Origin of the sequence: Pseudomonas sp. IPO3778, from assembly GCF_013386825.1 — a bacterium.
Taxonomy (GTDB): Bacteria; Pseudomonadota; Gammaproteobacteria; order Pseudomonadales; family Pseudomonadaceae; genus Aquipseudomonas.
The window spans coordinates 78,071-90,361 of sequence record NZ_JACARC010000011.1 but is presented as its reverse complement, the minus strand read 5'-3'; the positions used below and the strand labels follow the sequence as shown (position 1 = coordinate 90,361).

8 protein-coding genes are annotated in these 12,291 nt (G+C 63.1%); 2 read left to right on the top strand and 6 right to left on the bottom strand.

The genetic code is table 11. The features are described from left to right. Window positions 1-65: 65 nt before the first annotated feature. Entirely contained in the window at window positions 66-290 is a 225-nt protein-coding gene (locus HX855_RS03600) for a YgdI/YgdR family lipoprotein (protein WP_177085000.1), read from the top strand. Window positions 291-478: 188 nt separating this feature from the next. On the opposite strand, the gene HX855_RS03595 is transcribed toward HX855_RS03600, so the two are convergent. Beyond that, window positions 479-640: a hypothetical protein gene (locus tag HX855_RS03595; RefSeq protein ID WP_177084997.1), complete on the bottom strand. Its 162-nt coding sequence runs from the start codon at window positions 638-640 to the stop codon at window positions 479-481. Window positions 641-835: 195 nt separating this feature from the next. On the opposite strand from HX855_RS03595, the gene HX855_RS03590 reads away from it, so the two are divergent. After that, a complete protein-coding gene (locus tag HX855_RS03590) occupies window positions 836-1,120 on the top strand; it encodes a hypothetical protein (protein WP_256352976.1) in 285 nt (94 codons plus the stop codon). Window positions 1,121-1,384: 264 nt separating this feature from the next. Here the strand turns inward: HX855_RS03590 and HX855_RS03585 are convergent, their stop codons facing one another. From HX855_RS03585 to HX855_RS03565, 5 genes are all read right to left on the bottom strand, one after another. Next, window positions 1,385-2,815, bottom strand: coding sequence for a lipase (locus HX855_RS03585; RefSeq protein ID WP_177084993.1), 1,431 nt, complete (start codon window positions 2,813-2,815; stop codon window positions 1,385-1,387). 212 nt (window positions 2,816-3,027) lie between these two features. Then, window positions 3,028-6,138 carry an autotransporter serine protease gene (locus tag HX855_RS03580; protein ID WP_177084991.1) on the bottom strand — a complete coding sequence of 1,037 codons (3,111 nt, stop codon included), beginning with the start codon at window positions 6,136-6,138 and terminating at the stop codon, window positions 3,028-3,030. A 129-nt stretch (window positions 6,139-6,267) separates the two neighbouring features. Further along, a complete protein-coding gene (locus tag HX855_RS03575) occupies window positions 6,268-9,225 on the bottom strand; it encodes an autotransporter serine protease (protein WP_177084989.1) in 2,958 nt (985 codons plus the stop codon). A gap of 344 nt (window positions 9,226-9,569) precedes the next feature. After that, window positions 9,570-10,907, bottom strand: a complete 1,338-nt coding sequence (locus HX855_RS03570) for a TolC family outer membrane protein (protein WP_177084987.1) — start codon at window positions 10,905-10,907, stop codon at window positions 9,570-9,572. A gap of 2 nt (window positions 10,908-10,909) precedes the next feature. After that, complete coding sequence (locus HX855_RS03565; protein WP_177084985.1) at window positions 10,910-12,244, bottom strand: HlyD family type I secretion periplasmic adaptor subunit; 1,335 nt, start codon at window positions 12,242-12,244, stop codon at window positions 10,910-10,912. Between the last annotated feature and the right edge of the window lie 47 nt (window positions 12,245-12,291).

Here is a 12,291-nt window from a genome sequence, read left to right as displayed (position 1 = left end):
TCAGATTAATTTTGTTTCCCCCCGACCGCTCAGGCGCGGGGTTTTCGAAGGGTCAAGGTAAGGTTATGAGTATGAAGAATTTGGGTCTGGCACTGGGTATGTTCACGTTACTGGTATTGGCCGGTTGCTCCACGCAGACCGTGGTGACCTTGCAGAATGGCACCCAATACTTGACCAAGGACGTACCGAACGCAAAAACCGCCGACGGGTTCTACGAGTTCACCGACATCGCCGGCAAGCACGTACGGGTCAAGGCCGGTGACGTCGCCACCGTGATCAAGGAGAAATAAAAAAACCGCGCAATAGCGCGGTTTTTTTTGCAATCGTTCCCACGTTCTACGTGGGAATGCATCCTGTGACGCTCCGCGTCACCACCGCGCAAGACGTGAACCGCGCGTTGCCCGTTGGACGCAAAGCGTCCGGGGCGGCATTCCCACGCAGAGCGCGGGAACGATCCAACTCTCACCTTCCTGGCTGATCAGTACCGGTAATACGGCCGGTAGTAGGCATGGTAATACGGGTGATAGTACGGGGAGTACGCGTGGTAATAAGGCCGGTAGCAGCAATAGCCAGGCGACACCACGCAACCGCTCAAGCCCAGCAGCAGCACGGCACACAGCATCAATCCAAGGCGCGACATGATCGACTCCTCAAGGGTGGGTAACCCTTGAACGTGCCGGGTCCCGGGAATCCGTCGCGATACCGGGTTTTTCAGCCACCGCCGCCGACCATCGGCCTGCACAAAAATAAACAAAGTTTTACCGAAGGATTTCCCCCGCCCCCGCGTTTAACCGATCAACCGCCTTCACCTTCGAAAGCGGTACGACGGAGAACCATGGCCATGGCATTCATGTCCCGAGCGGTGCGCGCTCTGCTACTCATTCCCGTGATGTGGGCTGCATTGGCGAGTACGCCGGTGTTTGCCGACACCCTCATCATCCGCCAGGCGCCAGCGCGCGTGGTGATCGTGCAACCTCCTCCCGGCCCGCGCTATTACGGCCATTGGGGTTACGGCTACGGCTACGGCCCGCGAGGCTACTGGCCGCAAGGTCATTACTACGGCTATGGCTACGGCCAACCCCACCGCCCGTACTGGAACCACGGCCACTACTGGAGATAACCCCTCCCCAGACGCTGACTAACCCTGTGGCGAGGGAGCTTGCTCCCGCTGGGGCGCGAAGCGGCCCCAAAAATGGGCCTGCTACGCAGTCCAGCGAGAGCAAGCTCCCTCGCCACAAAAACAGCACCAAAATCAGCTGATGGAAACACTGACTAACCCTGTGGTGAGGGAGCTTGCTCCCGCTGGGGCGCGAAGCAGCCCCAAAAATGGGCCTGCTACGCAGTCCAGCGGGAGCAAGCTCCCTCGCCACAACAGCAGCGTTACTTAGCTGATGGAAATCCCATCGCCCCAAATCCCGGCCAATCCAACCCCCACCAACGTCACCGACTCCGCGCCGAAACTCAGCACCGTATCGCCCCCCACCCCCTTGGCGTGCTCACGCCAGTCGGCACTGCCCTCCACGTCCCGGAACACCAGCTTGTCGGTGGGCTGATAGCCAATCACCCGGTCCTGCCCAAACTGCCCGCTGAACAGAAAGGTGTTATGCCCGCTGTTATCGCGGATCGTGTCATTGCCCTTGCCGCCCTCGATGAAATCCACGCCCTTGCCCCCCTGAATCAGGTCATTGCCGTCGCTGCCGATGATGAACGTATTGCCCTTGTGAGGCTCGGCGTTGCGGTTGAGGTCCTGCACCCAAGTGTTGGCCCGGGCCGGGTCAGACAGGTTGGCCACGATAATCGTCGAGTCCCGGCTGGTCAGGTCGTAGAACGCCGAGTCGAGGACGCGGGTCATGCCGTCCCCATACGCCGTGGGCAGATGGGAAATCCAGGTCGGCACATTGACGATGGAAAACGGCAGGACATTCCACAACGTCGACGCGTAGTGGTCGTTAAAGCTCACGATATTGTCGGTGGTCGATTCATGGGGTTTGTCGTGCACACCCAGGGACGAGAAATTGAACGACGAGCCATCCAGGGCGCGAAATACCGGGTCGTTTTCGTAGCCGATGTTCAGCACCTTGTCGCCGCTGCTCTGGGTTGGCGAAGCGTAGGCCACGTAGTTGGAATCGGTGTAGAACCCCGACCATTTATGGCCGCTCAAGTCGGCCATGCTGTTGACCGCCAGGCCGCCCAGGCTATGGCCGCTGACCACCACGTCCTTGCCCGTCAGGCCATGACTGCCGGCATAGGCCGCGACATCCTTGAGCAAGGTGCCAAAGGCTTCGCCCGCGTAGTTCTTCGCGTAATCCTTCGGCCCCAGCGCCGCCAGCAGGTCGCTGACCAAATCACCGATGGAATCGCTGATCAAGGTTTCCCTGGGCCCGGACGTGCCGCGAAAACCAATGCCGATTTCCAGCAGCTTGCCATCGCCATCGTACTTGCCCAGCACTTCCACCTGAGCGGTGGTATAGCCGGCTTTTTCGCCGAAAAACGTACCCCGGGCATCCACCTTGCCGCTGTAACCCAGGGTGCTGGCGCTGATGGGTGACCAGCCGGCCTTGTGCACCGCATCGAGGGCGGCCTTTTCCGAGTCAGGGTTCCAGGGAATCCCCGGAATCACCCCTTGGGAATCGGTGCTGCCCAGCAACGCACCCACCAGGGTCGCCGGCAGCCCCAGGCCAAACCCGTTGTGCTGGTAGCCCACGGCAAAGCCGTTATCCAGGTTGTGGTAGGAATACAACGTGATCGCCATGGCATCGGCGAACAACGCTTTGGAGCCCTCGGTCCCGAGGTTCTTATAGTCAAAGACACCCATGGTATTGCCTCTCTTTTGTTGGAATTGTCGAGAAAGCCGAATCTGCACAAATTGACGATTGGAGCTGGATCAATGTGGGAGCGGGCTTGCTGTGGTGAGGGGGCTTGTCCCCCGTCGGGTTCACCACAGATTGATGGGGCTGCTTCGCAGCCCAACGCGGGGCAAGCCCGCTCACCACAGCAAACCCACTCCCACATTTCGACCTGCGGTGTTTAGAAAGCCCAGTCCAGGCTCAAACCCACACCATGGACTTTCTCCTTGCTGGCCAGCAGGCCGTTGTAATCCAGATTCACCTTCGCATCCTTGCTCAAGGCCAGGCTGACCCGCGCGCCTACCAAGGCCGCATCGCGCACCATAGGCGAACTCTCCACGGAGAACGACGGGCTCCCCGACGCAAATGCCAGGTGGCGTTCGGAGTCAACACTGCTCAGGTTGTGCTGCCAGCCCAACGTGCCGGAAAGCTCCAATGTCTGGTGATCGGACACATTCAAGGTTTTCAGCGCCCTTACACCCAGGGTGCTCAACACCAGATCCCGGCTGTCATCCCCGCCCTTCAACGCCGCCGCATCACCCTTCTCGGTAAACCCGTCAGCATCCAGATGCACATAGGCCAGGTTGGCGAACGGTTCCAGGGCCAGGGGTTGCAGGTTCAAGCGATACGCCGCTTCGGTGAACACTTGGGTGCTACGGGCATCCACCTTGGCTTTCTGCTTGCCGGTGACTTCACCGTATTGCAGTTCGCGCTTCACATCGGCGCGGTGCCAGCTGTAGGTCGCACCACCGCTCAAACGCAGGGCACCCATCTCATGCCCGGCATAGGCGCCCAGGTGATAGCTGTCGACCGACGCCCGGGAATGGGTGTCTGAGCCCATATTCAGCGACGTGTCGCTGTAACCCGCCACCAACCCCAAACGGGTGTCTTCATCCAGCGCGCCGTCCACACCCGCCAGCATGCCGCCGATGGAGGTGGTGTAGCCTGCGGTGTCGCTGCGGCTGTCGGTCTTGCCCCAGGCGCCGAGGGCCTTGACCCAGACGTTGCCGCGGCTGTCGACAGTCTGGGTCGACGCCCCCATTTCCCCTTGCTGCAAACGCTCGCCCACGGCTTCGCGCAGGTAGCGGTTGTCATTGACCAGCGCGGTTTCCAGCGCCGGGTAGATTTCCCCGGACAGCTGTTGGAACGCGCCTTGGGCCGAGGTCGCGTTCGGCGCCGACAACAGGCTTTCATACACAGCGTTACCGGCACCCAACTGCTCGGCAGCTGCAGCAACCGAGCGTTGATTCGGGGTGGCCGCCACGCTGGCGAAGGTGTTGGCGTTGCGCGCCACATCCAGTTGCACGCCGTTGGCGGCATAGTTCAGGGTGCCGCCGAGAAACAGGTAGTTGGGCAGCACCGAACCGAAGCTGCCGGTAATGCCGCCGGCGGCCTGAAGGATGTTGTATTGGCGCCCGATCAGGCTTTCAGCCTGGGTCTGGGTCAGCAGTGTCGGGCTGTTTTCCAGGGCCAGGGTCACCGTGCCGCCGCCGAGGGTGGCCTTGCCACCGGCGACGATGCGATCGCTGTTGGTGGCCGACAGCTCCACCGCATAGGTGGAGCCGGCTGCAAAGCTCACATCCCCTGCCACGTTCAGCGTGCCAATGGAATTGCCCGGCGCCACGGTACCGCCGCTGTTGGCCGTGAGTGAACCGATGTGCCCGGAACCGCCCACCACCCCGCTGCTGCCCACGGTGACGTCGGAGGTGATCGAACCATTGATTGCCAGCAACCCTTGATTGACCAGGGTCGGGCCGCTGTAGGTGTTGGTACCGGTCAGCACCAATGCACCCATGCCCTGCTTGGTCAGGCCGCCATGCCCGGAAATGTCGTTGCTCCACACGTCCAGCCCGCAATGCACGTCGGTACAGGTACGCTGGGTCGGTTTACCGGCATCCACCACGGCGCCCATCCCTGGCAGGTCCGCGACGAATTGGCCGGAGCCGTAGGCGCCGTCGATACGAAACTCGGCCGGAATATCCTCAGCCGTCACAAACATCCCCGGGCCGTTAATGGCCTTGCCCAGGTTGATCATGCCCCAGCCGTACAGCGAGTCGATGCCCGGTGCGCCGAGGTCGGTGGCGGTGGTTTTGAGCAGTGTGGAAATCTGGTCGCCACTCATGTAAGGGAAGCGCTCCATCAGCACTGCCGCGCTGCCGGCCACATGGGGCGCGGCCATGGAGGTGCCGTTGAAGTTGGCGTAGTCGGTGGTCAGGTTCTCCAGGGTGGTGCCGTTGATCACCGAGCTGTAGATCCTGGTGCCAGGCGCCGCAACGCAAAAGCTCGCGGCATAACCGCAGCGTGAGGAGAAGGTGCTGATCACGTAAGGATCGGCGCTGGCGGTGTCGGGGTTCTGCTGCAAGGCCGCCACCGACAACCAGTTGGGGGCGATCTCGGGCACGAAGTAGGCCAGGCCCGAAATCGCATCCGGGTTGTTGCGGTTGTAGTCGTTACCGGCGGCGAAGATCGTCAGCACGCCGCTGCGGGCTGCATCGATCGCGCCCTGATAAGCGCCGCCTGCGATCGTGCCGAGGATCGGCCGGATGTTATTGAACTGGGCCTGCGCCTCATTGACCGTGAAGTTGGGGAACGCCGGATCTCGGCCGCCCTTGGCGTACTGGTCACCAATCCCGATGCCCCAGCTGTTGTTGATGATGCGCGCGCCGCTGGCCACCAGCGCATCCCAACCGGCTTTGTACACCGCGCCGTCGTTGCCCAGGATGATCCCGTCTTCAGGGCCCGGGTCACCGTTTTCGGCGCTGATGATTTGCGCATCGAACGCCACGCCATGCATCGGCCCGCCATCGCGATTGCCCGCCGCAATGCCGCCGACGTGGGTGCCATGATTGCCCAGCTTGCCGTTGGAGCCCAGGGACGGCGTGCCGTCGTAGCGAAAGACATCCCCGGCCTTCACCGGAATGTACGGGTCGGTGTATTGGCGAATGCCTTCGGTCACGATCGTGACCACTTTGCCGGGGCTGGCGAATTCCGGATGCTGGGCATACACCGGCTGGTCGAAAATCCCCAGCTTCACGCCCTTGCCGGTGTAGCCGGCGGCGTAGGCAGCGTCTGCATGCACGGCGCCCAGGCCCCAATCGGCCTTGAATTCATTGCTGCGCCAACTGGCAGCGTCCCCCAGCTTCCCGGTTTCCACGTAGGGTGCGGCCTGGGCGGTACCCAGGCTGGCCAGGCAACACAGCAACGCGCCGTATGGCACGCCACTCAGGGCCTTGAGCGGGTAGCCCGGGCCTGTTGGGATGGCGGATTGAAACCCTCGTTTTGGTGTTTTCACGGTGGACTTCCTTGTAGGAGCGAGCTTGCTCGCGATGGTCGTTAACGATGACTCGGGCTTTCTGGATAACTGTGCTGCCTTCAGGTTTTTCGCGAGCAAGCTCGCTCCTGCATGAAGGTGGCGTACCGTTTAGAACTGCCAGTTCAGGCTCAACCCCACGCCCTGGATTTTCTCCCTGCCCGCCAATTGGCCCGTGTAGTCGAGGTTGACCCGCGTGGTTTTGCTCAACGCCAGGCTGGCCTGCACCCCCACCAGTGCGGCATCGCGCATCAACGGCGAGCTTTGCACCGCGAACGAGGGCCCACCGGCGACAAACGCCAGGTGCTCCTCGGATTCAACGGCGCTCAGGCTGTGCTGCCAGCCCAACGAACCGGAAACGTCCAGTTGCTGCCGGTCATTGAGGGGCATGGTTTTCGACGCCCGCAGGCCCAGGGTGCTGAGCACCGCGTCGCGGCTGTCACTGCCACGCGCCAGCGCCGCGGCGTCGCCTTTCTCGTGAAAGCGTTCGTTGTCCAGGTGCACGTACGCCAGGTTGGCGAACGGCTCCAGCGCCACCGCTGGCAGGTTCAAACGGTTGGCCGCCTCGGTAAATACCTGGGCGCTGCGTGCATCCAGCTTGGCCTTCTGCTTGCCGCTGACCTCGCCGTACTGCAAGTCGCGTTTCACGTCACCGCGATGCCAGCTGTAGGCGCCACCGAGGCTCAGGCGCCAGTTGCCGAGCTCATGGCCGGCATAGGCACCAAGGTGGTAACTGTCGATGGACCCCGAGGAGTGGGTGCCGCTGCCCATGTTCAGGGAGCTGTCGCTGTAACCGGCCACCAGCCCGGCCCGGGTCTGCTCGTCCAGGGCGCCGTCGACACCGGCCAGCATGCCGCCCAGGGAGCTGGTGTAGCCCGCGGTTTCGCTGCGGCTGTCGGTCTTGCCCCAGCTGCCGAGCGCCTTGACCCACACATTGCTTTCACCGGTCACCGGCGTATGGCGCAGGCGCTCGCCCACGGCGTCGCGCACCTGGCGGCTGTCATTGATCAACATCGTGCCGATGGCCGGGTAGATTTCCCCGGACAGTTGCTGGAAGCCCTGTTGCGCCGTGGCCAGTGAGTCCGAACGCAGGATGCTTTCATACACCGGGTTGCCGGCGCCCAGTTGCTCGGCAGCGGCCGCCACCGAACGCTGGTTACGAGTGGCACCGACGCTGGCGAAACTCGCGTCACTGCGGGCAATGGCCAGTTGCACGCCGTTGGCAGCATAGTCCAGCGTGCCGCCCAGGAACACGTAGTTGGGCAGCACGGCTCCGAACTGGCCCTGGATTCCGCCCGCCGCCTGCAGGATGGTGTACTGGCGCCCCACCAGGCTCTCGGCCTGTTGCTGGCTGAGCAGGGTCGGGCTGTTTTCCAGGGCCAGGGTGACGGTGCCGCCGCCGAGGGTGGCCTTGCCGGTGGCGACGATCTGGTCGCTGCTGGTAGGGGTGAGTTCGACTGCGTAGGTGGAGCCGGCGGCGAGGGTCACATCCCCGGCCACCTGCAAGGTGCCCACGGAATTGCCCGGCGCCACGGTGCCGCCGTTATTCACCTGCAACGACGCGATACGCCCGGAGCCGCCCAACGTGCCGCTGTCATTGACCGTTACCGCAGAGGTGAGTGAGCCGTTCACCGACAGACGACCGCCATTCACGGTGGTCGGGCCACGGTAGGTGTTATCACCCGTCAGGAGCAGGCTGCCCGCGCCGGATTTGATCAGGCTGCCTTCATAGATACGCTGGGCCGCTGCCGCCGCACGGGCAGTGCCAACGGCATAGTCGGTCTGGTCCTGCTGACTCGCACCGGCTCCCACGCCGTTTTCCCAGCCCTTGTCCCGCAAGGTTTGCTGCCAGGCCAGGGTTTCGGCGCTGTCTTCGGCCTGACGCTGGATCAGCGCCTTGTCGGAGATTCCGTTACTCCACACGTCGCCCTGCCCGGCTGCCAACGTCACATTCATCTGCCCCAGCAATTGCCCGGGCCCGTGCATGGCCCGGCCAAGGTCCGGCACGCCCCAGCCGACCTGGGCGGTGGGTGCGTCAGTGACCGCGCCGTTGAGCTGTGTGGCGGTGGTCAACAACACTTGCAAGGCCTGTTCGTTGTTCAGGTACGGGTAGCGTTCCATCACCAGCGCCAATGCGCCCGTCGCGTGGGGCGCCGACATCGACGTGCCGGATTTCACCCCATAACCGCCCTCCGGGATGGTGCTATTGATCAACGCCCCCGGCGTGGAAATGCACCAGTACTTGGCGATGCCACACTGGTTGTATTTCTGGTTATTCGCCTTGTCCAGGCCCGACACCGCCAGCCAGTGGCCTTCCAGTTCCGGCTGGAAATACGGCAAGGCCGAACGCACGCTGGCGTTGGCATAGCCGCTGTTGCCGGCGCTGAACACGTTGATCACCCCGGCCTTGGCCACCTCGGCGGCGGCGTCGAGCCAAGTGTTCTGGTTGTAATGCTGGGCATAGGCCGCGTGCAGGTCGCCCAGGGTCTGGTAACTGACGTCCTTGGGCTGGCTGCCCCAGCTGTTATTGATCGCGCGCACGCCGGAATCCACCAGGGCGCTGTACACCGCCTTGAAATACTTGGGGTCCGGTGTGGGACCAAACAGAAAACTGTCGTTGGCGTTGGTGTTGCCGACGTAGATCTGCGCGTTGTACGCCACGCCGTGCATGCCCACGCCATCACGGGCCGCGCCCATGGTGCCGGTCACGTGGGTGCCGTGGGAATCGTTGTTGGGGTTGAGGGCACCGGTGGTGCTGAACGGGCTGCCATCGACGTAGGTGCCGCTGGCGGTGACCGCGTGATAACGGTCTTTTGAGGCTTCAGGATGGTTGGGGTCAAAACCCGAGTCCAGCGCGCCGATCTTCACACCACTGCCGGTGATACCGCTGGCGTAGGCCTCGTTGGCTTTCATACGCTCCAGGCCCCAGTCGCTCTGGAACTCGGCCGAACGCCAACTGGCGGGATCGCCCGGTTTGCCGGTTTCGAGGTACTGCCCGTGGGCCGCCACGGACAGCAGCAGCAAGGAGCCTGCGGTGAAGGGTTTGAAACGAGGTGAATCAGTGATCATGAAAAGTCCTTTTTCTTATTGTTGAAATACCTGTAGCGAGGCTGCCACCTGTGGCGAGGGAGCTTGCTGTGGCGAGGGAGCTTGCTCCCGCTGGGCTGCGTAGCGGCCCCAAAAAAAGCGGGAGCGCTACGCACTCCAGCGGGAGCAAGCTCCCTCGCCACAGCAAGCTCCCCCACCACAGCAAGCTCCCTCACCACAGCAAGCTCCCTCACCACAGCAAGCTCCCTCACCACAGCAAGCTCCCCCACCACAGCAAGCTCCCTCCACCACAGCAAGCTCCCTCCACCACAACAAGCTCCCCCACCCCAAAAGCCCCCTTGCACCCAGCAATACTCATCCAGGCATCAGCGGCTCATAGGGCCAAACGCCTCATCCACCTTGGCCAGGTCGGTGTCGCGCAAGTTGCCTGCGTAGTAATGCAATTTGGTCCAGGCCATCAGGTAGTCGTACCGCGCCTGGGCCAGGTCGCGACGGGTGCTGTACAGCTGCTGCTCGGCGTTCAATGCATCGAGGTTGACCCGCTCCCCGCCGAGGATGCTTTGCTTGGTGGACACCACCAGCGCTTCCGCCGAAGTCAGGGCCTTTTGGTAGGCGCGCAGCTTGCTGACGCCCGACAGGCAGGCACTGAACTGGCGACGCAGTTCAATCAGGGTTTCCCGGGTCTTGCCCTCCAGCTCGTACTCGGCCTGCTCCATCGCACGACTGGCTTGGCGGGTGGACGCCGAGACGCCGCCACCGGCGTACAGCGGCATGCTGATCTCCACGCCGATGGTGTTGGTGTCGTAGCGCTGGTTGTAGGTGTTGCCGCTGTCGGATTCCTGCTGCCGCGAACTGGCGTAGGCCGTCACCCGCGGCAAGTGCCCGGCACGGTTGCGCTCCACTTCATAGCGCGCCACTTCCAGGGACTGGCGTTGTGAGGCCAGGGTCGGGTTGTTGGTCAGGGCGAGTTCGTGCCAGGTGTCGTAGTTGGCCGGCGTCAGGGTGAAGGCGGCAAACCCCGGGTTCAGCGGGGCCAGGTCGTGGATGTTGACGCTTTGCACGCCGATCAGCGCACCCAGCTCCCGCAGCGAGGCGTCCTGCTCATCCAGCGCCTGGATTTCCTCGGCGGTGGCCAACTCGTAGCGGGATTCCGCTTCCAGGATATCGGTGCGGGTGCCTTCGCCCTGTTGGAACAGGTGCTGGTTCTGCTGGAACTGCTGCTCGTATGCCTTCTTTTTGGCGCGGGCAATCTCGATCTGGTCCTGGGCAAACAATGCCTGGGTGTAATAGCTCAGTACCCGCACCAGCAGCGCCTGGCTCTTGTCGCGAAAACTCTCGTCGGCAAACAGCGCCTGGGCCACGCCCTTGCGGTAGTTGGCATAGGCCTCGTAGTCGAACAGCGGCTGTTGCAGGGTGAAGGTGGAGCCGTAGCTGTTGTAGTTGCGGTCATCGTGATAATTGCCGCCACGGCCGTCCGGCAACGTGGCCTGGGAGTTGTTGCGGCCCTTGTTGTAGTTGTACGACAGCTTGGGCAGCAGGCCGGCGCGGCCAATGGTGCGGTTTTCCAGGCCGGCATCACGCTCCTTGATGGCGCCGAGGAACACCGGGTCGTTGCGCAGGGCCTGTTCGTAGACATCGAACGGCCCCATGGCGGCCTGGGCGCTGCTGCAGGCGAGTAGCAAGGCGATGAACATCGGTTTCATGTTCATTCCTCGGTCAACGCCGAGCCGGCGCGGTCCAGCAGCGGCTTGAACAGGTAGTTAAGCAAGGAGCGCTCGCCGGTGCGGATAAACATCTCGGCGGGCATCCCCGGCTTGATCACCAGGCCATGGAGTTTCTCCAGGGCGCTGCTGCTGACGGTGGTGCGCAGCACGTAGTAAGGCATGCCGGTTTTTTCATCGAGCATCTGGTCGGCGGAGATCAGGCTCACCTCCCCCGGCACCCGGGGCGTGCGGCTCTGGTTGAAGGCGGTGAAGAGGATGTCCACCGGCAAGTGGGTGCCGACCTTGTCCACCAGGTGCACCGGCAAATGCCCTTCCACCTCCAGGCGCGTGCCCTGGGGCACGATTTCCAGCAGGGTTTCACCGGAACGCACCACGGCGCCTTCGGTGTGCACGCCCAAATTGACGGCGATGCCATCCGCCGGCGCATTGATCTCGCTGTGCTGCAGGTCGAAACCCGCGGAGGTCAGCTGCTGCTCCAGGGTCAGGCTGCGCAGTTGGGCGTCGGCCAACTGGCTGCGGACTTCCTTCTGGTACTCCTCGCTGTGCTGTTGCAACTTGAGGCGTGACTCAAGGATGCCCTGCTCCACCCGGCCGCTTTCGCCGGTGTTCTGCGCCAGGTCCTGTTGCACCTGGGACAGTTGCCGCTGGTACTCCATCAGCCGGTTGCGCGGGATGTAGCCGTTGTCGGCCAGGGGTTGCAGGTTGCTCAACTGGTCCCGCAGGGATTGGGCCTGGGCGGTCAGGTCGCTGCGGGCGCGGCGCATGCCGTTGAGTTGGGCGGTGGCGCCTTCGATGTTGGCGCGAATCCCGGCCTGTTCCCGGGCAAAGGCTTCGCGGCGGCTGCTGAACAGTTGGCGCTGGCCTTCCAGGACCAATGCCAAGGCTTGATCCGGGTTACCGCTCAGCTCCGCCGGGAAAGTGATGGTCGATTGGTTATCACGCTCGCTCTGCCAGCGCGCCACGCTGGCCCAGGCCATGCGGTACTGGGCTTGCAGGGACTGCACGTCGGCCTGGTTTTGTGTCTGGTCGAGGCGGAACAGCGGCTGGCCCTGCTTCACCGCCTCGCCTTCACGCACCAAAATCCGGCTGACCACGCCGGGGCTCAGGGTTTGCACCGCCTTGCGCTTGCCCGAGACCACCACCGTGCCTTGTACCGGAATGCCCTGGTCCAGCGGCGCCAGGCTGGCCCACAGGAAGAAACCACCCGCACCGACCACCGTCAGCAGCCAGCCCATGCGGGCAAAGAAACGGGCGTCGTGTTCGGGGTGAGTCTGTTCGTAATCGCGATTGATTTGAATGCTGCTGTCGCTGCTCATGCGCCTGATCCTTGCGGCTTGATGAAAAACTGTAGGAGCGAGCTTGC